This window comes from Pseudomonas sp. S1_G07 (genome assembly GCF_054668565.1).
The window spans coordinates 5,015,662-5,035,245 of record NZ_CP162778.1; the positions used below are offsets into that span (position 1 = coordinate 5,015,662).

The following is a 19,584-nucleotide window of genomic DNA, read 5'->3' on the forward strand; positions in this document are numbered from 1 at the left end:
CTCACCGCCCAGGCGGTGTGTCAAACGTGAATGCCCACCGCTTTCCAGCCTTCCTTGACCGCCTTCTGTTCATCCTTGTTCGCGCCGTAAAGTCGACCGGCGACATCGTAGGTGATACGCGCAAACCGCAGGAAGCCCGAGTTCGGCCGCAGCCGCGCATCACGCAGGGCGTCATACCAGATGCGGCCGGCGCGCTCCCAGGCAAACCCGCCGATGTTCGTGGCAACCTGATAAAACGCATGGTTGGGAATGCCGGAATTGATATGCACGCCGCCATTGTCATCATAGGTTTGCACAAAATCATCCATATGCCCCGGCTGAGGGTCCTTGCCCAGCAGCTTATCGTCAAACGCCGTGCCGGGAGCCTTCATCGAGCGCAGCGCGGTACCGTTGATTTTCTCGGTAAACAGCCCTTTACCGATCAACCAATCGGCGTCCTCGGCCTTTTGCTGCAATGCATACTGCTTGATCAGCGAGCCGAACACGTCCGACAACGACTCGTTCAACGCACCGGACTGATTGAAATACATCAGCTTGGCCTCATCCTCGGTGACGCCATGGGCCAACTCATGGCCGATCACGTCAAGCGCCACCGTGAAGCGGTTGAACAACTGTTGGTCGCCATCACCGAACACCATCTGGGTCGAGTTCCAGAAGGCATTGTTATAGTCCTGGCCAAAGTGAACGGTGGCGTCCAGCGCCATGCCGGCATCGTCGATGGAATTGCGGTCGAACACCTGGTCGAAAAAATCGAAGGTCGCGCCCAGGCCATCATAGGCTTCGTCCACCGCCGCCACCCCACTGGCGGCGTCGCCCTCGCTACGGATCAGCTTGCCGGGCAGGCTGTCATTGCCCTCGGCGCTGTAGATCGAGCGGCGTTTTTCGGCGCCCATGGCCAGGGCCATATGGGCGGCCCCCCGGGTCGGCACGGCGACCATGCGCAAAGAGCGGAACGTGCTGTCCTTGGCGCGGGTACGCAAGGCGATTTCCCGTTGGGCTTTATTACCGTGACGCGCGATCTGGTCGAGCATGTACGGCGGAATCAGGCAGAAGATCGGATTGCGTTGCTGGCGAACACACATGGGCTAGCTCCCTTTTTGGCATGTGACTACGTCCGGGTGACCGCTTCAGGATAGTCCTGCTGTCGGTGCATGGACTAAATTGTCATGAAGCTATGTTGCAGTCGTGTTTATTTCCAGGCCCGCAAGGAGCATCCCATGCCAGCACGCAAAGCCAATATCGACCTGTCGCACCGCCCCCGGCTCGCCGATCTGCACCCGTTGGTCGCGGCCAGCCCCACACTGTTGGAAGCCCGCGCGGGCGGCCCACGGGTGACCCCGGCGCAAGCGCTGGAGGGCCGGCAGGGCTACGCAGAAGACTTCCTCAGCCGCTTCGTGGTGCCGTGGCCCACCGTGAGCGAGACGCTGGCGGATGACATGCAACCAGGGCGCCTGGACTACACGCACTTCTCGGTCACCATGTCTCGCTCCCGACGACTGGCGCTCTATGTGGGCGTCAATATCGATGGCGGCCAGCACGAGGACATTCTGCGCAGCAGCGACACCTGGGCCTACGATGGCCGCCTGCCGATCAGCGCGCAGGTGGGCGAAGAGCTCTATGCGAGCAATGGTCTGGATCGCGGCCACCTGGTGCGGCGCCAGGACCCCAACTGGGGCGACGCGGCGGCCATCGCCAACGCCGACACCTTCCACTTCACCAACTGCTCGCCACAGATGAGCGGCTTCAACCAAAAGACCTGGCTCGAACTCGAGGACTACATCCTCAACAACACCCAGCGCTGGAAAGCCCGGGCCACGGTGTTCAGCGGCCCGGTGTTCGCCGACGACGACCGTGTCTACCGGGGCGTCAAAATCCCCAAGGCGTTCTGGAAGGTGGTGGCTTACCTCAGCGACGACGGCAAGCCCAGCGCCAGTGCCTACATGATCGACCAGAGCCGCGAGCTGGGTCAGCTTGACCTGATGTTCGGCCAGCTCAGGACGTATCGGCGCAGTGTGATCCAGATCGAACAATTGACCGGCATCCGCTTCGCCAACCTGGCCGATTACGATGGTTTCAGCAACGAAGAACGCGCCACTGGCACCCGGATTGAAGCGCTGATCCAGGGGCCTGGGGACATTCGTCTGTGAACCGACGGGCCTTGGGCTACTTCGCCAGGGCCTAATCGACTACCATACCGCCGCCGGTTCCCGTAAGGGACTAACAGGGAATTCGAAGCGCCGCACGCGGCGCCAAGCGAAACTGCCCCCGCAACTGTAGGTGCCGAGCCTGCTCCCCACTGCCACTGGACGCTGTCCGGGAAGGCCGGAGCAAGGCGACGACGCATCAGTCAGGAGACCTGCCGGCCCAGCACAATCACCAACCGGCGGGGTGTCCGGGAAGGACATTCTCGCCTGCCCGATCGGCAGCGTTCGAGGGCGTATTTCCGAACCGTACCTCCCCTGTTTCACGTACGGTTCAAACGGAGATCGCCCCATGCTGCCACGCGTTACCGCCCTGATCACCGGCCTGGGTTTCTGCGCCCTGGCCCAAGCGGCGCCCACTCATTACCCGCTGACGATCGAGAACTGCGGCAGCACCCTCACCTTTCAACACGCGCCCTCGCGCAGCGTGACCATCGGCCAGGCCGCCACCGAAATGCTCTATGCCCTGGGCGTGGGCGACACCGTGGTCGGCACTTCGCTGTGGTTCAACAGCGTGCTGGCGCCGTTCAAGGCGCAGAACGATAAAATCGAGCGCCTGGCCAATAACGAACCGAGCTTCGAGGCGGTGATCGCCAAGCGCCCGCAACTGGTGGCCGCCGAGCTGGAGTGGGTGGTGGGCCCGCAAGGCGTGGTCGGCACCCGCGAACAGTTTCACGAGCTGAAGATCCCCACCTACGTGCTGCCCTCCGATTGCGAAGGCAAGGACAACCTGGTGGGCGCCGACGGTACGCGCCTGGAGCCGTTCCGCATCGAGGCGATCTACAAAAGCATCGACCAGTTGGCGCAGGTTTTCGATGTCCAGGATCGCGGCCAACAGTTGAACGATGAGCTCAAGGCGCGCCTGGCCAAGTCCATCGCTACCGCACGCAGCAAAGGCCTCAAGCACGCCAGTGCGCTGGTGTGGTTCTCCAGTTCCGAGATGGCCAGCGACCCGTACGTGGCCGGGCACAAGGGCATTCCCGAATTCATGCTGCAGACCCTCGGCCTGCACAACGTGGTGCAGTCCGATGAGGAATGGCCCGCGGTCGGCTGGGAAACCATCGCCAAGGCCAACCCCACTTTCCTGATCATCGCGCGCATGGACCGCCGTCGCTACCCGGCCGACGATCACGAAAAGAAACTTGCGTTCCTGCGCAGCGACCCGGTGACCCGTAACATGGATGCCGTGAAGAACAACCGCATCATCATCCTCGACGCCCTGGCGCTGCAGGCCAGCCTGCGCACGTTCGATGGCCTTGAACAACTGGCCGGCGCCATCGACGGCTACGACCTGTCCAAATGATCCGCACCCTACTCGCCCTCGCGCTGCTCCTGGTTGCCGTACTTGCCGGCGTGGCCATCGGTGAAACCACTATCGAGCCACACGTGGTGTTGCAGGTGCTCGCCAATAAACTCTGGGCCGCCGGCTACGTACTGGACCCCATCGACGAAGGCGTGGTGTGGAACTACCGCCTGACCCGCGCCCTGGTCGCCGCCGCCTGCGGGGCGGGGCTGGCCACCTGCGGGGTGATTTTGCAGTCGTTGCTGCGCAACCCGTTGGCCGACCCGTACCTGCTGGGCATCAGCGCCGGGGCCTCGACCGGCGCGGTATTGGTGGCGTTGCTGGGCGTGGGCGGCGGGCTGATTTCGTTGTCGGCGGGTGCCTTCGTCGGTGCCATGGCGGCGTTTGCCCTGGTGATTCTGCTCACGCGGGCCAGCGGCACCGGCCAGATCATCCTCGCGGGTATTGCCGGCTCACAGCTGTTCAATGCCCTCACCGCGTTCCTGATCACCAAATCGGCCAGCTCTGAACAGGCGCGCGGCATCCTGTTCTGGCTACTGGGTAACCTCAGCGGCGTGCGCTGGCCGTCGGTGTGGCTGGCGGTGCCAGTGGCGGTCGCGGGGCTGGCGGTGTGCCTGTGGCATCGCCGCGCGCTGGATGCGTTCACCTTCGGCAGCGACTCGGCGGCGTCCCTCGGCATCCCGGTGCGCCGCGTGCAGTTTCTGCTGGTGGGCTGCGCGGCGCTGGTGACAGCGGTGATGGTGTCGATTGTCGGCTCCATCGGCTTTGTCGGCCTGGTGATCCCCCACGCCGTGCGCCTGTTGCTCGGCACCGGGCATTCGCGCCTGTTGCCGGCCAGTGCACTGGGCGGTGCATTGTTTTTGATTGCCGCCGATGTGCTGTCGCGCACCTTGATCAAAGGCCAGGTGATCCCCGTGGGCGTGGTCACGGCGTTGGTGGGTGCACCGGTGTTCGCACTGATCCTGATTGGCCGCAGGAACGCGCGATGACGGTACTCAGTTGCACCGGCCTGGGCTTCAAGGTGCGCGAGGCGCAGTTGCTGTGCGACATCCACCTGCAGGTGCAGCCGGGTGAAACCTTGGGCATCGTCGGGCCGAACGGCTCGGGCAAGTCCACCCTGCTCAAACTGCTCGCCGGCTTGCGCGCCCCTGCCAGCGGCGAAGTACGCCTGGGTGGCCAACGCCTGGGCGACCTCTCGCGCCGCGCCATCGCGCAGCAACTGGCGGTGGTGGAACAGCAGGCCGACACCGACGACGCCATCCGCGTGTTCGACGCCGTGGCCCTGGGCCGCACACCGTGGTTGTCGGCGCTGAGCCCGTGGTCCCGCGACGACGACGCCATCGTGCAGCAGGCCCTGCACGATGTGGACGCCACCCACCTGAGCCACCGCGCCTGGCGCAGCCTCTCCGGCGGCGAACGCCAACGCGTGCACATCGCCCGCGCCCTGGCGCAGCGGCCGCAGATTCTGTTGTTGGATGAGCCGACCAACCACCTGGACATCCAGCATCAACTGACGATTTTAAAAGGCGTGCAGGGTTTGCCGGTGACCACCTTGATCGCCCTGCACGACCTCAACCAGGCACTGACCTGTGATCGCCTGGCCGTGCTGGATCACGGACGGTTGGTGGCGCTGGGCAAACCGCGGCAGGTGCTGACGCCACAACGCTTGCAGGACACGTTCGGAGTGCAGGGACATTACCTGACCGACCCGTTTGACGGCGCGCAGATCCTGCGGTTGCGCTCCAATTAATGGCTTCACACAATCCAACGGCGGGAGCAGGCAAGCCAGCGCTTATAAACATAAAATAACTAATTGATTTTAAATAATTAAACGACCGTGCTTTGTGGCGAGCGGGCTTCGCGAATCGTCGCACCGCCCGCGTTGGGGTGCGAAGCGCCCCTAATGAAGACGAATGCGCTGTATCAGGCACTCCTCTGCGCCTGGTCTTGGGGCTGCTTCGCAGCCCAACGCGGGGCAAGCCCGCTCGCCACAGAGGTCCCGGTTTGCTGCGCGATAGCGCTACGTCGAAGAGGTGGTGGGGCCGCCTACATTGATTGGCGATGCTTCTCGAATCTACTGGATCTTTGGCTCATACAACCTCTATCCGCGTAATCCCCACTACCTCTGCCTGCTCCAGAATTTCCTCCGGCGCCGCATCCGCCGGGGGCATGATCAAGCCATTCTCCGCATCGCCGAAGTGCAATTGCAGCAAGTGCAACGCGGCCTCATGCACGGGCAAATCGGGTTGCTTGAGTTCAAACAGATGGGTGCGGGGTGCATCGTTGAACAGATAGTTCAGGGTGTATGCGCGCATGGCGGCGTCCTTATTATGGGAGAGGTGCAGCTGATTAACCCGACTAGGTGATCAGGTTTTAAGTTCCCTATCCGCTCGCAACGAAGATAACCAAGTAACGCTTTCAGACAATTCCGGGAGGAAAAAAAGGAAGTCTCAATATTCTGGATCGCCTTCAAATTACTGGATGGCCCGCAGTACCATGTCATTCAAATGAGTGAGTCGACAGGAATGAATATGAACGAACTACCAGGGCCTGACGCCCGACAGAATGATAAGAACCGCAAGATCATAAAAGCTGCCGTAGCAGCGAGAAACCTGGCAAGCGCGGCGAACAATACCAAGTGGAACGAACTGATCACCCATGTCCGTCAACTCTCAGGCTGGCAACCACCGTATCGTTCTAAATCTATCACAGGACATATATCGGAATGGGACGTGGAGTGGCACTACCACTTGCCGTTCCCATTTGCCTACGTCGAATGGTTCGATATCGGCTTGTGGGAACTAGCACCGTCCCTGGGTGCGCTACTCCCACAAACGTACATTGATCATACCGAAGAAATATCGAAGGCCGTCGCACAAATTGGTTTCGAGTTCGAGGTACAGGCTGACATGCTGAGAATTTGGGGTTACCTACCAAAATCCTACGAAGACTTCCCGCCTGCACAGACGTTTACCCAACGCGATCTCTGATCCACTGTCGGCTATACACCAACACCCCTTCCGCCATCGCAACCGGAAAATGAATGAACCCATGGGCCGACTCCGGCAGCAGATGGACCTCCGCCTGCGGCCAGCGCTTCGCAATTAACAGCGTGTCGTCTTTAAGCGGGTCCAACGCCCCCACAAACATCAACGCGGGCGGCATACCGTCAAAGTCCCCATACAACGGCGACAACGGCGGTTGCCTGCGCTCATCATCACTCAACCCCGGCGTGAGCATGCGCAACGCCTCGACCATCCCCGGCCCGTCCAGCAGTAACGTATCCGGCCCGGCCGTGCGTACGCTCGGTGTGCCGCTCAAATCGTAAACGCCGTAATACAGCACCGCGCCGCGCACGCGGTCGAGCAATTGCGGCCATTGTTTGAGCGCCAGCAAGGTCGCCGCCGCCAAATGCCCTCCGGCCGATTCACCGACGACGATGACCGGCAAACCCGCGAATTCCTCATCATTGAGCAACCAGCGCGCGGCCACCAGGCAATCGTCCATCAGCCCCTCAATCGGCGTGTCCACCGCCAACCGATAGTCCACCGACACCACCGCCACGTCGCACGCGTTGACCATGCCCAGGTTAAGGTCGTCATCCATCTGCGCGTTTCCAATGACCCAACCGCCGCCGTGGATATCCAGCACCACGCCTTTGGGCTTGCCGCTGGGTCGCAGGATGCGTACGGGGACGCCGCCCACCCTTTTGCAGTGCGCCACGGGGGCTTTCTTGAGCCTCTGACTGACCCGCCACAGCGCCTGGATCAAACGCGGCGTCAGCCGATTACGAATCTTGAAACGCGGCATCCACGCGAGTTTTTGATTGAAGCGGCGCATCTGCGCCAGTTCCGGCTCGCTGGCCGGCCAAGGTTGACAGGCCATCAGCGGTTATTGCGCAGGATCGAGAAATTCAACGCCGCCGCCACGCACAGCCACGCCAGGTACGGGAACAGGATCAAACCGGTGATCAGGTCCAGGCGCACGGCCAGCACCACCATGGCCACCACGGTAAGCCACAGCAGCACAATGATCACCATCCCGGCGAACAGCCGATGGGCACCAAAGAACACCGGGGTCCACAGCGTATTCAAGGCGATCTGCGCGGCCCACAGGGCCAGCACTATTTGGCTGCCGGGGATCAGGCTCAAGCGATAACCGGCCCAGGCCAGCAACAGGTAGATGAGCGTCCACGCCACCGGGAACAGCCAGTTGGGCGGGGTGAAGCTGGGTTTGACGAGGGACTCGTACCACGCACCGGGCTTGAAGAGGATGCCGGTGCTGGCGGCGGCGGCGCAGGCGAGCAGGAAGATGAAAAAGGTCATGGTCGGTCCTTGAGGTGGAGTCGGCAGAAAGCAACGCTATGCTTGAGTGACTCAAACTACCGCGCATAAATTCAATCAAGGCGCCAAAAATGGCACGCAGGCCGGCTCTTCTGCGCGTCATGAAAATTGGTTATGGTTCCAGAACACATCACCTGCTTCAGCGCCTATCCGAGAACCCGACCTTGGCCAACCCCCTCGCCGCTCCCTCTAACAGCCCCTGGTCGGTGTTCCTGATCTTCCTGCGCCTGGGCCTCACCTCTTTCGGCGGCCCGATCGCCCACCTGGGCTACTTTCGCGACGAGTTCGTCAGCCGGCGGCGCTGGCTGAGCGAGCACAGCTACGCGGACCTGGTTGCACTGTGCCAATTCTTGCCCGGCCCGGCCAGCAGCCAGGTGGGCATCGCACTGGGCCTGCAACGGGCGGGTTACGGCGGCGCCCTGGCGGCGTGGGCTGGGTTCACATTGCCGTCCGCCCTGCTGCTGATGGTATTTGCCCTGGGTATTACCCAACACAACAGCGCCCTGCCGCCCGGCGTGCTGCATGGCCTTAAAGTGGTTGCCGTGGCCGTCGTCGCCCAAGCCGTATGGGGCATGGCGCGCAACCTGTGCCAGGGCGTGGCGCGGGTGAGCCTGATGCTGATCGCCGCGGGGGTGACGTTGTTCACAGCGTCCGCCTGGAGCCAAGTGGGCGTGATCGTGGCCGCCGGCATGATCGGCCTGCTGCTCTTCACGCCAGCGCCGAACGCCGAGCACGAACCCTTGCCCATGCCGATCCGCCGTCGCACCGGCGCCCTGTGGTTACTGCTGTTTGTGCTGTTGCTGGTGGCGTTGCCGCTGCTGGCCCAAGCCCTGCCCAACCAAGGCCTGGCGCTGGTGGACGCGTTCTACCGTGCCGGCGCGCTGGTGTTCGGCGGCGGCCATGTGGTGCTGCCGCTGCTGCAAGCCGAAGTGGTGCCGCCGCATTGGATCAGCAACGACCTGTTCCTCGCTGGCTACGGCGCCGCGCAAGCCGTGCCCGGCCCCTTGTTCACCTTCGCCGCCTATCTCGGCGCCGCCCTGACCCCGGCCCCAAACGGCTGGCTGGGCGGCCTGATCTGCCTGCTGGCGATCTTCGCCCCCTCGTTTCTGCTGGTCTTCGGCGCCTTGCCCTTCTGGGAAACCCTGCGCCGCAGCCCGCGCACCCGAGCCGCATTGGCCGGCGTGAATGCCGGCGTGGTGGGTTTGTTGCTGGCCGCGCTGTACCAACCGGTGTGGACCAGCGCGATTTTCAACGCCTACGACCTCGGCCTGGCGCTGCTGGCATTGGTGGCGCTGATGCGCTGGAAGCTGCCGCCGTGGCTGGTGGTGCTCGCATGCGGCGCACTGGGAGGGGTGCTCAGCCTCCTCGTCGGGTGAGGCCAACGGCGGGAGCGGCTTCGTTTGGCAGCCTTCAACCCGGCGCCACAATCCTCAACCACGGCCACCGTTCCTGATAACTCCTGGCCTTCTGCGCAAACAATTGCGGCTCCGGATGCAGCGGGTTGATGCGCAACAGCCCCTGCTCCACATCCGCCAACCCATAGGGCGCATACACCTCGCCCGTGGCGATCTCCAGGCCGATGCACGTTCCCGCCACGAGGTAACGATCCACCCCCTGCCTGGCCGAGTGCAGCTGAGGATATGGCCGGCCAAACCGCTGCCCGTACCACAGATGCACCCGCGCCTGATTCTTGACCTCCACGTTGGCGCCCAAGCCCTGGAACAACCGCTCAGCCCTGCGAATCACCGCGTCCTCTGCCTCGTAGGACAGGTCGGTGTCGAAGTAAAAAACGTCGTAGTCCTTCACCCCCTGATCGGCGGGTCGATTCGACTGATGATTCCACACCGCCTGGAACAAACACCCCGCCGTGAGCATGCACTGCTCCACCCCAAGGTCGGGCAGGCGCGCAGTGATTTCGGCGTTGAGGGGGTTGGCCATGGCCAGGTTGAGCAAGGTGTCGACGGTCAATGTCATGTGCGGTCCCGGGGAGTCGGTTATTTCACTGCCAGCAGCGTGCCTGCGAGCGCATTCAGATCAGCCCCGACGTCAAGGCTTTGAGCGTCGCCGCTGCGCGCGTGGTGCATTGTAGTTTGCGAAAGACACTCTCGACATGGGTGCGCACGGTGCTGGGGCTGATGCCCAATTGGCGCGCGACTTCTTTGTTGCTGCCGCCCTTGCTGATGCGCCGCAGGATCTCGGTTTCACGGTCGGTCAGTGGGCTGCCGCTCGCCTTGCAGCCCGGCGCCGTGAGTTCGCCACGCGCCGCCGCGATAACGGCCTGGCAGGCGCGGGGATCGAACCGCCCTTGGCGCGCCTCATCCAGCAACACGCGGGTCGCCTGCTCCTCGCTGAACGCCGGCCGCCAAGGCCGTTCATTGCGCAGCGCCTCCCAGGCCAGTGTGGCGGCCAGCAAGCGCTGCTCGTCAGACAGCGCCGCGCCATTCAAGCTGCGGAAGTAGCCGCTGCCATCCAGCCGCTCATAGGCGTGGGCCGCCAATTGGCCCACGACGGCGAGACTCGGGATTTGGCTGCAGACACGTGAGGTCCAGTAAGGCACCAGGCGTGCTTGCTCAACATCACCTTCGAGCAGTGCGCCGGGGGTATTCCAGACACGATTGGGCACCGCTGCCCGGCCGATGCCATGTATCAGTGCCGCTTGCCCCAGCTGGTCGGCAGCGGCTTGCGAGAGCCCGGAAAGCTGCGCCGCGGCGCGCACCAGGTCGGCCGAGCGCCGTGAATAGCCGGCCAGCCACGGCAGCTTGAGGTCGATCACGTCGCCCACCAGCGTCAGCGAAACCTCGCGCTGATCGGGCTGCTTGCACACAGGCGCTTCCTGCGCGGTGCGTAACTGTTCCAGCCACTCCCCGGCATGCCGCAGGAGCTCGGTGGTCAATGCGGCCGGATAACGCTGGTTGCGCTGGGTCGAAATCCATTGCAACGCCCCGTCGAGCCCATGAACCCGTGACAGGATCTCCAGGTCCCCCGCCAGCACCACCTGATAGACCACGTCCGGCACATCGGGATGACGCAGGCCGAAGGGCCGGCCGCCGCCGTCAAATTGCTCGAAGACATTGCGCAGGCCCTGCTCCACGCTGGCACTCAGGCCCAACGTCCGCGCGATGTCGCCGGACACCTCGCAATGCACCTGCGCCAGGGGCGTGGCCCGTTGCACCGCGCGCACGTCCGCCGCGTCGAGGGTCTGGCTGAGCATCGCATTGCGGCCTTCGACATCGTCGCCCAACAACCGGGTAAAACCGTCTGCGTTGGCCGTGCAGCCCGACCAGCGCAACAGGGCCACCTGGCGCGCAACCTCGATGTGCTCGCCCTCCCCTTGGCAAGTGCGGGCCAGCAACTGCACCAGGCGCGCGGTGCGCCGCGACTGATCAAACGGCTGCCCCATGCTCAAGTCGCCCACCATCGACAACGCCTGGATCGCTCCCTCCATTTCAATACAGTCACGTTTTTCCATACGGCCCTCCCTGCACATTAAATGACCGGCCTCGGACAAACGACCGATACCCGCAACACCCCGCAATGCCGACACTGAGCACACCCACTACAGGAGACCTCACCATGTTCAAGCCCAAAGCCATTGCCCTTGCTTTCGCCATGACCACATCGCTGTTTGCCAACGCCAGCTTCGCCGCCCAACCGTCGGTGGTGATCGTGCACGGTGCCTTCGCCGACGGCTCCGACTGGGCCAAGGTGGTGCCCTTGCTGCAAAAGCAGGGCGTCAAAGTCACCGTGGTGCAAAACCCGCTGACCTCCCTGGCCGACGATGTCGCCGCCACCCAACGCGTGCTGAACAATCAGGACGGCAACGTGGTGCTGGTCGGGCACTCCTGGGGCGGCACCGTCATCAGCGAAGCCGGTACCGACCAGAAAGTGCGCAGCCTGGTGTACGTCGCCGCCTTCGCCCCCGATGCCGGCCAAGCCAGCAAAGACCTGGGCAAAGACTACCCGGCCCCGGCGGGCGTCAAAGACATTACAGCCGATAAAAACGGCTTTCTCTACATGACTCCGCAAGGCATGGCCACCGGCTTCGCCCAGGACCTTTCGCCCGAGCAAACCGCAGTGATGGCAGCGACCCAAGGGCCAATCCGCGCTTCGGCATTTGACGATAAAACCAGCACCGCTGCGTGGAAGGGCAAGCCGTCGTGGTACGTCGTTGCCCGCGACGACCGCATGATCCAGCCCGACCTGCAACGCGCCTTTGCGAAAAAAATCGGCGCCCACGTCACCGAAATCGCGGCCAGCCACGTGCCCCAGCAATCGCGTCCGGCGGACGTCGCCAAGGTGATTCTCCAGGCCGTGCAGCAAAGCCAGTAACGCCGCGCATTGTCATCAGGGGCCAGGCACTTATCAAGAACGCACGAAAAAGTAAGTGCCTGAGCCTGCGCGAACATCCACCAGAGGGGCGTGATTGCATGTCTGCAAACCATCCACTGTCCGGTCGCCACTTCGACTTCATCGTATGTGGCGCCGGCACCAGCGGCTCGGTGGTCGCCGGCCGCCTGGCTGAAAACCCCGACGTACGCGTGCTGCTGATCGAAGCAGGGGGCGATGACGAGCACCCCAACGTGATGCAGCCCGGCAACTGGCCCTTGAACCTGGGCAGCGAGCGCGACTGGAACTTCACCGCTGCCGCCAACCCCCACGTCAACCACCGACAGATCCCGCTCAACATGGGCCGCGGCCTCGGCGGCGGGTCCAGTATCAACGTGATGGTCTGGGCCCGTGGGCACATGAACGACTGGGAAGACTTCGCCGCCCAGAGCGGTGACCCGGCCTGGAATTATGCGTCCGTCCTGAAGATTTATCAGCGTATCGAGGACTATCGCGGCCCAGCCGACCCCGCCCGACGCGGCAACGGCGGCCCGGTTCACGTGCAAACCGCACACGCCCCGCAACCCATCGCCCGCGCCATGCTCGGTGCCGCCCGCGCGATGGGCCTGCCCACCTTCGATAGCCCCAATGGTCTGATGATGGAAGGCCGTGGCGGCGCAGCCATCAACGACCTGATCGTCAAGGACGGCCAGCGCCATTCCATCTACCGCGCCTACGTTCACCCGCGTCGCGGCCAACCCAACCTCAGTGTGCTGACCGAGACACAAGTCACCCGTCTGCTGTTTGAGGGTACGCGGGTGGTGGGGGTGGAAACGCTCAACCATGGGCAATTGCAGCGCTTTTACGCCGACCACGAGGTGGTGGTGTCGCTCGGCGCGGTCAACACCCCCAAGCTGCTGATGCAATCGGGGATAGGCCCGGAACAGCAGCTGCACCGCCACGGCATTCCGGTGGTGCAGCATCTGCCGGGGGTAGGCGCCAATCACCAGGACCATGTGTCCTTCGCCGCCATCTTCGAATACACCGAACCACAGCCCATCGGCTATGGCGGCTCGGAAGCCACCCTGTACTGGAGCAGCGACAGCGCGTTGCGCCTGCCGGACATGTTTCATTGCCAGGCCGAATTCCCGGTGCCCAGCGCCGAAAACGCGCACCTCGACGTGCCCACCCACGGCTGGACCATGTTCGCCGGCCTGGCGCACCCGCAGAGCCGAGGCCAGATCAGCCTCTCGGGCCCCAGCCCGGCGGATCCCCCCATTATCCAACCCAACACCCTGTCACATCCGGCCGACCTGCAAGCCGCGCTGCACAACCTGCGCTTCGTCCAGGCACTCGGCGCTCAACCGTCGTTCAACGGCCTGGTCAAAGGTGAACGCCTGCCCGGCACTTCAAACGCCAAAGCCCTGGAACACTATGCCCGCAATGCGGCCGTCACCTACTGGCACCAATGCGGCACGGCAAAAATGGGCCGAGACGCGATGTCGGTGGTGGACAGCCGGCTGCAGGTTTACGGCATGCAAGGCCTGCGAATTGCCGATGCCTCGATCATGCCCCACGTGACCAGCGGCAACACCATGGCGCCTTGTGTGGTGATCGGCGAGCGGGCAGTGGAGGAGATTCGGGTGCAGTACGGCGTGTAAAAACACCGCCGCTCTGCTTTTTGGGCGGGCGGCCTCTCAATTCACCCCTGGGTAGGAATCCACGTATTGAATGGTGAAGTCCGGGTTGGAGTCGACGATCTGGACCTTGTAGTCGGGGTTGACGTCCACGGTTTGCCATTTCCCGACGGAGTCAGAACTGCTATCGACCTGCTGCACCTTGAGGTCAGCGTCCTGGGTCACCACCTTGACCTTGTAGTCGGGGTTGCTGTCCACGAACTGGATCTTGCCGTAAATCTGCGAGACATCGACCTGCGTATCGGCCGAAGCGCCCAAGGCGCAGGTCAGCAGCAGTGCCGCAACGACAGCTTTGAACATGGGAATGTCATCCTGAAAGTGAAGGCGTCCAGTCTAAAGACCTGCACGCAAACTGTCTCGAGAACCGCACGCGTCAGCCCTTCAACTCCCCCGCCCGATGGCTCGCCGCGTCGTCGTAGGCCACATACAACGACTCGGCGATTTGGCTTTTGATGGCTTTGCTGGCCTCCAGCCCCAACACAAAACCTTCGGCTTTGCCGCCTGCGCGGTTGAGTTCCTCAGGGGTGCCGGCACCGGTGATGGCGTCCAGCAGCTTGGCGGCGTGAGGGCCGACGCCCTTGGGAAGGCTGATTTGGTCGATGGACATGGGCGATACCTTGCAAAAAAGAGAATCGGTAGCGCGTGGAACCACTGCCGGGGGTGGCATGGTAGACCGTTATAGGCGGCAAGGGGTTGTTTTCCCGCTGCGACCCGCAGGCCCGTATTGCTAAAGTTCCCGCCTTAGCCGCCGACAGCTTTTGTTTCCACGTCACGGATAATTTTAATGTTCCGCTCTCTTTTTTCCGGCGCTGCTTTGCTCGCCGTCTGCGCCGCCTGCACTGCGCAAGCCCAGACCGTCACCACGCCCGAACAACTGCTGACTGAATTCTCGCGTTGCGATGCGCATTTCTTCGAAAGCCTGCGCGATGCCCGCCTGCCAGCCGGTACCTTGCGCCTGAGTGACTATGGCTCGGTCAAGGCACCGACCATCATGAGTCCGCTGCAGGAAGGTGGCACTTACCAACACTTCGAAACGCCCCTGATCGTTAACGGCGTGCGTATGGTCGGCTATTACAATCAGGCCGAAACCATCAAGGACGTCGGCAACTTTCTGTTCTGGGGTTTTGTAGCCGATGGCTCGCCACAAGAGGTGGCTGCAAAACTCAAGCCACTGATCGTTGACAACACACGTTTTGTCATGCAAGGCAAAGCCATTACCCGCGCCGAAATTCGCCGCATCGGTGACCCGATCGGCCAATGGCGCACCGAAGGGCTGACCGGTCCCGGCGTCCCCACGCCATTTGGTTTCGTAGACCGCGTGCTGATCGTCGACACGGGTGAAACAGCACAGCCTCTCGCAGGGCACACCACCGTGTTCTGCTCGCTACAAGGCACGGTGACTGCGCCGCTCTTGCAGGTCTATCGCCCTGATCTCAACGCTCATCTGCTCGACTGACAAGGATGCCTATCATGAATACTCGCTGGCCCGCACTTGTCGTCTGCTCCGTCATCCTCACAGGTTGTGCAGGGATGCAGAATCCGCAAAAAGCTAACGTTGCCCACTGCGTCAATCAGTTAAAGGCTTCCAAAGCCGAAAACTACCCTCTGGTACTGCAGGAAGGTGATCTATGCCTGCAGAAAACTACGCTGCCCGCCTCGCTGCAAAGTTTGACTTACGCGGTGCAGGCCGATGCCTACAGCAACCTCAAGCGTTTTCCCGAAGCCGTGACGGCCAAGGAAAAATCCATACAACTGGCGGTCAAGCCTGAGCCACGCGTCTACCTGGATTTGAGCGCCATGTATCGCGACGCTGGCAACCCGAAAAAAGCCCTTGAACTGGTGCAGTACAACCTTGACAACGGCATGGGAGAAGCCGGAAAAGGTTCCGGCTTTCACATGCCGACCTACTTTCATCTGGGCCTCGCGCTGACAGACCTAGGTCAGTACCGAGAGGCTGCTGAAGCCTTCAGTACCGGCCTTCAGCGCCAGCCGGACTATGCCTGGGCGTATTATGCGCGCGGGATCGCGTACGACCATTTGGCAGACAGGAACGACGCCAAGGCCGACTTCATGAAGTTCTCACAGATCGTCAACAAGAAATACGTGCAGGAGGAGCACAAGGCCAAGCTCGCCGGGTATGGAATTTCCATACCGTAGTAATAGGAGAACCTGCTTAGCGGCGAATGCGCAGTGACCGCTTGCGTCGCATCTTGGACAAGGGAAGGATCACCTCTGCCCTCCCTGTTCAGAAACTCATTGTGCGTGGACGATCATCGTTCATCTGGACATAACCATCACCCCGTTAACACGCACATAGTAGTTATCGAACTCACCACTCTCCACGAACACAAAGCCATGACGGGTATAAAAACGATTGGCTGCGCTTTCCTTGAGAGCACCCACTTTGATCGGACGGCCGAGCTGATCAGCCTCCTCAAAAATACGACTCAGCACTTGAGAGCCAATTCCAGCCCCCTGAGCACCAGGTTTCACATACAGGTGGTCAAGCAGAAGCTCATGCTGATGGTCTTTGATCACGACAAACCCGACTACCTCGCCAGACACTTCTATGCGGCGTGTGCTCTGGGCGTCGAACCCGGCGATAAATCGGTCACGTGCGCGCTTGGGGTCAAATCGTCCAACACGCTCGAGACTCTCGCGCATGGCTTCAATTCTGATGGCGACCAGACGCTCCACGTCGTCATTGGAAGCTGCGACCATGACGACAGCAGAGGGTTGATCGGTGAAGGTCGGCATGGCGCGCATCCTGAAAATGGCTGGTCAGAGAGAATAACGTGCATAGGTTCAGGCAGACTTAATAATGCAGCAGCCCCAATCCAGTAACTGCGCAGCCCCCACCTGCAACGGCGCGGCGATTCGGATTACCTGCAAACACCCGCCTTGCGCCGTCGTAGCGGCCACACAGGGATTGGCATCCTGCTGCCGCCTGCGCGCCTTCATCTCTTACAACGCAAAGTGGATCAGGCCTGCGCGCTGAACCGCTGCGCTGCACGCCGCTCATACATCGCCGCTTCCGTCTCTTGCGTCGCAAGCTCGCCTTTGTAATGCAGTTGAGTGATAAAAAGCCGGTCCTTGGCCCCCTTGAAATCCGACGGGTCGAAATCCCTGAATAGAGGCGCCAGATCAAGGGTCTTGGCGAAGTTTTCGTTAGTCAGGCTGTAATACCCCAGGCCCGACCAGACCGAATCGGCGTCCACCGTGTCGATGGCGGCGTTGCGGTAGGCAACGGCTGCGGTTTTCAGGCCAAGGGATTGATTGAGCAAATCCGTCAGCCGTTGGGTATCCGAGCTGCTGAGCTGGCTGGCCGAATCCAGCACTTTCAGGCGGCCATCGGCCTCGACGGTGAAGCCGTATTGTTTACCGGCCAGGTCGGGAGCGGTGGCCGACAACGCCGACTCGAATGCCTTGAAGGATGCCTTCAGCGTATTGAACGCGCCGGTGGAAATGTCGACGAGTCGAGGGAAGTCTCGCGACTGGGTCCGACCGACCCAGGTGTCGACCGCCTCCAGCGGTTCCAACGTGGTGCTCGCCGAGCCACTGGGATGGTAGACGGCCGCCGGGGCGGCATTGGCCAGCGCTTCTTTCGCAGCGTCTGTCAGTGGCTGGGCCACGAGCTTCTGGTCGGAAGGTGTAAGGCTGATGTTGGCCGGCGGGAGATAGGCAGTGCTGACGGAAAGAGCCATTTAATCGATCCATGATTGGCGGGTTCATACAGGTTATCGACGACGACGGGCCAAGCTTTAGACGGCCAACGTGCAGGATCCTACAATCCAGGCGCGTCATCGCCTCGATAGTCTGGCCCTCTTTCCTACCAGAGGATGGACCATGACTACGTCACAGCACTTGGCACAACCGGTAAACCTAGCGCAAAAGGTGTTCGTCGTTGCTTGAGTGATTCAAGTGGAGTTGCTTGTGGAGGGCAGGTCTAAGTGTTCGCTTTCGGCCGATTCTGTTGAAAAAGTCGGTTTGCCCAAGACGCTTGAATAATGCCTTGGCAGAGCGGGGATATTGAAAACGAAGCTTTTGCTCCAGCAACTACAGGATTTAACGCAGGTGAAGAAGAGGGTGAGCGAGTCGGTATCGATCTATAACCGCGAGCGTCCGCACCTGTCGTTGAAATACAAAATGCCCGATGCGATGCATCGGGCGCTGGGGTGAAACAGGTGTAAACCTATTTCAGGACTAAACAGCCCACATTGCTCTACTTTCTCCTTCTAATTTTCAATATTCGAATCAATATTTCGAATAGCATCGCTAGGATTCAAAGCGCATGAAGGAGGGCCGAGATCAGCAGCAGCCAAACGATTGGCGCCGTTGGCGACCATAGAACTTATAGATATAGAGTGCGGTTTTTTTTCAGCATCTAAACGGGACGACGCACTTACCGACACAAGATAACCTCTATCGCCTACCTGGGTATGTAAGCTGAACACACACAAACATTTCGTCTTGTGCAAACACCAGACTTGATAAACGTATAGCCACAGCACCCAGAAAACCATGACTGTTTTACCTATACCCGATTTTGCAATACCCACAATGCTTAGTTCCCTTTTCACTTCTTCACACCTCTGCAAGCATAACCATCCTGGATGGTTCATCAGAGTAATTTCAATCACCTCCCTTTAGTCGAATGAATTACTCTGCTGCGAGATTCAATATTAACAGCCAAGTCGTTTCCAACGTCGACAGTTCAACCACGCCCCGGTTCAAGACCGGACAATCAACATTGAAGGCGGCAAGTATGACAAAAGAAACGGATTTATTTTTAATCAAATAAATCCGTTCCCTTTTTGTCCCCCCCATAAACCAAACAGCGTTAAGACGTTTAGCTGTTGTAGTCCACCTTATAAATTTCCGGATGGTTCTCAATATACGCCCCTAGCCATAGGGGTGCACTCTTTATCTCTGACACAGGCGCACCTTCAACCGCCCCTGTAAAAGACAATTTTGAAACCAAATTAACATTTGAGATTTTAACATGCTTGGACGTATCGACTTTGTAATAGCTTCCACCTTCTTTTACTTCGGATTTGACAGTACTAAATTTAGTATCAATAATCTCTGTCACTACTCCCTCGACCACTGATTTATCGGTCAAATAAAGAAAGTAATAACCCAGCAGATTGTCTATCAACACAGACGCCTCGTCCACAAACAGCCAATAACAGCTCACCAATTCTTTAGGAAGTCCTATCTTCCCAATTATAAAGTCCATTTCTGGCGAAACAACATTATTAGAACAATCAATAAAAAGCTCACCCTCCTTAACATCCTTTAACTCGCCTCCGTATAGATAGCTGTCATTCGCCAGCAGAATAACCTTGCCGATATATTTTTCAAAATGGATATACAGTTGAGTTGCCATTTAAAGTTCCTCCATTTAGATAGCTTGAAAAATCAGCTTCCGCCGAAAAAAACAGATTGCCTACTGTAAGAATTCACAGTTTTTTGAAAAAACAGGTTCCTTTGGTCGGAACGGTAGGTTAAGAGCCGGGCACTCACCTCCCACCGGAGGGCCTGACGGCTTCCAGCAACGCTAGGGCGTCTCTTGTGCGCTCGGCGCTTGCACATTGCGTATCCGCGCGCCGAAAAGCTCCTCGTGCGGCATCTTGCTCAACGGGATATCGACCTGCTCGAACTACGTCTGCCCTGCTTCCGGATGGGCCCGCTCAGCACCACGACACCCTTTT

At 60.6% G+C, this 19,584-nt stretch carries 21 protein-coding genes, 1 pseudogene and 1 riboswitch; of the genes and pseudogenes, 11 read left to right on the forward strand and 11 right to left on the reverse strand.

What is annotated here, in order from left to right; all coding sequences use genetic code 11:
• Nucleotides 1–20: 20 nt before the first annotated feature.
• Entirely contained in the window at nucleotides 21–1,082 is a 1,062-nt protein-coding gene (locus AB4O05_RS22810; protein WP_460135175.1) for a M4 family metallopeptidase, read from the reverse strand.
• A 135-nt stretch (nucleotides 1,083–1,217) separates the two neighbouring features.
• Between AB4O05_RS22810 and AB4O05_RS22815 the strand changes: the two genes are divergently transcribed.
• From AB4O05_RS22815 to AB4O05_RS22830, 4 genes are all read left to right on the forward strand, one after another.
• The gene (locus tag AB4O05_RS22815) at nucleotides 1,218–2,147 is read left to right on the forward strand and encodes a DNA/RNA non-specific endonuclease (protein ID WP_460135174.1); all 930 of its coding nucleotides are present in this window, start codon (nucleotides 1,218–1,220) and stop codon (nucleotides 2,145–2,147) included.
• A 37-nt stretch (nucleotides 2,148–2,184) separates the two neighbouring features.
• Nucleotides 2,185–2,378, forward strand: a riboswitch (cobalamin riboswitch).
• 115 nt (nucleotides 2,379–2,493) lie between these two features.
• Nucleotides 2,494–3,504 carry an ABC transporter substrate-binding protein gene (locus tag AB4O05_RS22820; RefSeq protein ID WP_460135173.1) on the forward strand — a complete coding sequence of 337 codons (1,011 nt, stop codon included), beginning with the start codon at nucleotides 2,494–2,496 and terminating at the stop codon, nucleotides 3,502–3,504.
• Nucleotides 3,501–4,493, forward strand: a complete 993-nt coding sequence (locus AB4O05_RS22825) for a FecCD family ABC transporter permease (protein WP_460135172.1) — start codon at nucleotides 3,501–3,503, stop codon at nucleotides 4,491–4,493. The genes AB4O05_RS22820 and AB4O05_RS22825 overlap by 4 nt, the downstream gene beginning before the upstream one ends.
• Complete coding sequence (locus tag AB4O05_RS22830) at nucleotides 4,490–5,254, forward strand: ABC transporter ATP-binding protein (RefSeq protein ID WP_460135171.1); 765 nt, start codon at nucleotides 4,490–4,492, stop codon at nucleotides 5,252–5,254. Before AB4O05_RS22825 ends, AB4O05_RS22830 begins: the two co-directional genes overlap by 4 nt.
• A 340-nt stretch (nucleotides 5,255–5,594) precedes the next feature.
• Here AB4O05_RS22830 and AB4O05_RS22835 read toward each other — a convergent pair whose 3' ends face one another.
• On the reverse strand, nucleotides 5,595–5,819 hold the full coding sequence (locus AB4O05_RS22835) for a hypothetical protein (RefSeq protein WP_460135170.1): 225 nt from the start codon (nucleotides 5,817–5,819) through the stop codon (nucleotides 5,595–5,597).
• A 216-nt stretch (nucleotides 5,820–6,035) separates the two neighbouring features.
• On the opposite strand from AB4O05_RS22835, the gene AB4O05_RS22840 reads away from it, so the two are divergent.
• Nucleotides 6,036–6,494 carry a DUF6678 family protein gene (locus AB4O05_RS22840; protein WP_460135169.1) on the forward strand — a complete coding sequence of 153 codons (459 nt, stop codon included), beginning with the start codon at nucleotides 6,036–6,038 and terminating at the stop codon, nucleotides 6,492–6,494.
• On the opposite strand, the gene AB4O05_RS22845 is transcribed toward AB4O05_RS22840, so the two are convergent.
• Entirely contained in the window at nucleotides 6,475–7,389 is a 915-nt protein-coding gene (locus tag AB4O05_RS22845; protein WP_460135168.1) for an alpha/beta hydrolase fold domain-containing protein, read from the reverse strand. The genes AB4O05_RS22840 and AB4O05_RS22845 overlap by 20 nt on opposite strands.
• Nucleotides 7,389–7,829 carry a tryptophan-rich sensory protein TspO gene (gene tspO / locus AB4O05_RS22850; RefSeq protein WP_460135167.1) on the reverse strand — a complete coding sequence of 147 codons (441 nt, stop codon included), beginning with the start codon at nucleotides 7,827–7,829 and terminating at the stop codon, nucleotides 7,389–7,391. The genes AB4O05_RS22845 and tspO overlap by 1 nt, the downstream gene beginning before the upstream one ends.
• Before the next feature lie 182 nt (nucleotides 7,830–8,011).
• Here tspO and chrA point away from each other — a divergent pair, with 182 nt between their 5' ends.
• The gene (gene chrA / locus AB4O05_RS22855; protein WP_460135166.1) at nucleotides 8,012–9,223 is read left to right on the forward strand and encodes a chromate efflux transporter; all 1,212 of its coding nucleotides are present in this window, start codon (nucleotides 8,012–8,014) and stop codon (nucleotides 9,221–9,223) included.
• Between the two features lie 34 nt (nucleotides 9,224–9,257).
• Here the strand turns inward: chrA and AB4O05_RS22860 are convergent, their stop codons facing one another.
• Nucleotides 9,258–9,821, reverse strand: coding sequence for a nucleotidyltransferase family protein (locus tag AB4O05_RS22860; RefSeq protein ID WP_460135165.1), 564 nt, complete (start codon nucleotides 9,819–9,821; stop codon nucleotides 9,258–9,260).
• A gap of 55 nt (nucleotides 9,822–9,876) precedes the next feature.
• A complete protein-coding gene (locus AB4O05_RS22865) occupies nucleotides 9,877–11,316 on the reverse strand; it encodes an HD domain-containing phosphohydrolase (protein ID WP_460135164.1) in 1,440 nt (479 codons plus the stop codon).
• A 104-nt stretch (nucleotides 11,317–11,420) separates the two neighbouring features.
• Between AB4O05_RS22865 and AB4O05_RS22870 the strand changes: the two genes are divergently transcribed.
• Nucleotides 11,421–12,176: an alpha/beta hydrolase gene (locus tag AB4O05_RS22870; RefSeq protein ID WP_460135163.1), complete on the forward strand. Its 756-nt coding sequence runs from the start codon at nucleotides 11,421–11,423 to the stop codon at nucleotides 12,174–12,176.
• A gap of 98 nt (nucleotides 12,177–12,274) precedes the next feature.
• The gene (locus AB4O05_RS22875) at nucleotides 12,275–13,834 is read left to right on the forward strand and encodes a GMC family oxidoreductase (protein ID WP_460135162.1); all 1,560 of its coding nucleotides are present in this window, start codon (nucleotides 12,275–12,277) and stop codon (nucleotides 13,832–13,834) included.
• A 36-nt stretch (nucleotides 13,835–13,870) separates the two neighbouring features.
• Here the strand turns inward: AB4O05_RS22875 and AB4O05_RS22880 are convergent, their stop codons facing one another.
• Both AB4O05_RS22880 and AB4O05_RS22885 read right to left on the reverse strand, forming a co-directional pair.
• Nucleotides 13,871–14,170: a hypothetical protein gene (locus AB4O05_RS22880; protein ID WP_460135161.1), complete on the reverse strand. Its 300-nt coding sequence runs from the start codon at nucleotides 14,168–14,170 to the stop codon at nucleotides 13,871–13,873.
• A gap of 73 nt (nucleotides 14,171–14,243) precedes the next feature.
• The gene (locus AB4O05_RS22885) at nucleotides 14,244–14,477 is read right to left on the reverse strand and encodes a hypothetical protein (RefSeq protein WP_460135160.1); all 234 of its coding nucleotides are present in this window, start codon (nucleotides 14,475–14,477) and stop codon (nucleotides 14,244–14,246) included.
• A gap of 177 nt (nucleotides 14,478–14,654) precedes the next feature.
• Between AB4O05_RS22885 and AB4O05_RS22890 the strand changes: the two genes are divergently transcribed.
• Nucleotides 14,655–15,326 (forward strand): hypothetical protein, encoded by a 672-nt coding sequence (locus tag AB4O05_RS22890; RefSeq protein ID WP_460135159.1) that lies wholly within the window; start codon nucleotides 14,655–14,657, stop codon nucleotides 15,324–15,326.
• Nucleotides 15,327–15,340: 14 nt separating this feature from the next.
• Nucleotides 15,341–16,027, forward strand: coding sequence for a tetratricopeptide repeat protein (locus tag AB4O05_RS22895; protein WP_460135158.1), 687 nt, complete (start codon nucleotides 15,341–15,343; stop codon nucleotides 16,025–16,027).
• 120 nt (nucleotides 16,028–16,147) lie between these two features.
• On the opposite strand, the gene AB4O05_RS22900 is transcribed toward AB4O05_RS22895, so the two are convergent.
• The gene (locus tag AB4O05_RS22900; protein ID WP_460137514.1) at nucleotides 16,148–16,591 is read right to left on the reverse strand and encodes a GNAT family N-acetyltransferase; all 444 of its coding nucleotides are present in this window, start codon (nucleotides 16,589–16,591) and stop codon (nucleotides 16,148–16,150) included.
• A gap of 260 nt (nucleotides 16,592–16,851) precedes the next feature.
• Entirely contained in the window at nucleotides 16,852–17,574 is a 723-nt protein-coding gene (locus tag AB4O05_RS22905) for a hypothetical protein (protein WP_460135157.1), read from the reverse strand.
• 319 nt (nucleotides 17,575–17,893) lie between these two features.
• On the opposite strand from AB4O05_RS22905, the pseudogene AB4O05_RS22910 reads away from it, so the two are divergent.
• Nucleotides 17,894–18,049: pseudogene (locus AB4O05_RS22910) on the forward strand (integrase core domain-containing protein); the annotation flags it as partial.
• Between the two features lie 670 nt (nucleotides 18,050–18,719).
• Here the strand turns inward: AB4O05_RS22910 and AB4O05_RS22915 are convergent.
• The gene (locus tag AB4O05_RS22915) at nucleotides 18,720–19,259 is read right to left on the reverse strand and encodes a hypothetical protein (RefSeq protein WP_460135156.1); all 540 of its coding nucleotides are present in this window, start codon (nucleotides 19,257–19,259) and stop codon (nucleotides 18,720–18,722) included.
• Nucleotides 19,260–19,584 lie beyond the last annotated feature (325 nt).

Excerpts from the sequence above, each read along its gene's own strand:
- AB4O05_RS22810 (WP_460135175.1), bottom strand. The coding sequence starts at position 1,082 with ATGTGTGTTCGCCAGCAACGCAATCCGATCTTCTGCCTGATTCCGCCG.
- AB4O05_RS22815 (WP_460135174.1), top strand. The coding sequence starts at position 1,218 with ATGCCAGCACGCAAAGCCAATATCGACCTGTCGCACCGCCCCCGGCTC.
- AB4O05_RS22820 (WP_460135173.1), top strand. The coding sequence starts at position 2,494 with ATGCTGCCACGCGTTACCGCCCTGATCACCGGCCTGGGTTTCTGCGCC.
- AB4O05_RS22825 (WP_460135172.1), top strand. The coding sequence starts at position 3,501 with ATGATCCGCACCCTACTCGCCCTCGCGCTGCTCCTGGTTGCCGTACTT.
- AB4O05_RS22830 (WP_460135171.1), top strand. The coding sequence starts at position 4,490 with ATGACGGTACTCAGTTGCACCGGCCTGGGCTTCAAGGTGCGCGAGGCG.
- AB4O05_RS22835 (WP_460135170.1), bottom strand. The coding sequence starts at position 5,819 with ATGCGCGCATACACCCTGAACTATCTGTTCAACGATGCACCCCGCACC.
- AB4O05_RS22840 (WP_460135169.1), top strand. The coding sequence starts at position 6,036 with ATGAACGAACTACCAGGGCCTGACGCCCGACAGAATGATAAGAACCGC.
- AB4O05_RS22845 (WP_460135168.1), bottom strand. The coding sequence starts at position 7,389 with ATGGCCTGTCAACCTTGGCCGGCCAGCGAGCCGGAACTGGCGCAGATG.
- tspO (WP_460135167.1), bottom strand. The coding sequence starts at position 7,829 with ATGACCTTTTTCATCTTCCTGCTCGCCTGCGCCGCCGCCGCCAGCACC.
- AB4O05_RS22860 (WP_460135165.1), bottom strand. The coding sequence starts at position 9,821 with ATGACATTGACCGTCGACACCTTGCTCAACCTGGCCATGGCCAACCCC.
- AB4O05_RS22865 (WP_460135164.1), bottom strand. The coding sequence starts at position 11,316 with ATGGAAAAACGTGACTGTATTGAAATGGAGGGAGCGATCCAGGCGTTG.
- AB4O05_RS22870 (WP_460135163.1), top strand. The coding sequence starts at position 11,421 with ATGTTCAAGCCCAAAGCCATTGCCCTTGCTTTCGCCATGACCACATCG.
- AB4O05_RS22875 (WP_460135162.1), top strand. The coding sequence starts at position 12,275 with ATGTCTGCAAACCATCCACTGTCCGGTCGCCACTTCGACTTCATCGTA.
- AB4O05_RS22880 (WP_460135161.1), bottom strand. The coding sequence starts at position 14,170 with ATGTTCAAAGCTGTCGTTGCGGCACTGCTGCTGACCTGCGCCTTGGGC.
- AB4O05_RS22885 (WP_460135160.1), bottom strand. The coding sequence starts at position 14,477 with ATGTCCATCGACCAAATCAGCCTTCCCAAGGGCGTCGGCCCTCACGCC.
- AB4O05_RS22890 (WP_460135159.1), top strand. The coding sequence starts at position 14,655 with ATGTTCCGCTCTCTTTTTTCCGGCGCTGCTTTGCTCGCCGTCTGCGCC.
- AB4O05_RS22895 (WP_460135158.1), top strand. The coding sequence starts at position 15,341 with ATGAATACTCGCTGGCCCGCACTTGTCGTCTGCTCCGTCATCCTCACA.
- AB4O05_RS22900 (WP_460137514.1), bottom strand. The coding sequence starts at position 16,591 with ATGGTCGCAGCTTCCAATGACGACGTGGAGCGTCTGGTCGCCATCAGA.
- AB4O05_RS22905 (WP_460135157.1), bottom strand. The coding sequence starts at position 17,574 with ATGGCTCTTTCCGTCAGCACTGCCTATCTCCCGCCGGCCAACATCAGC.
- AB4O05_RS22915 (WP_460135156.1), bottom strand. The coding sequence starts at position 19,259 with ATGGCAACTCAACTGTATATCCATTTTGAAAAATATATCGGCAAGGTT.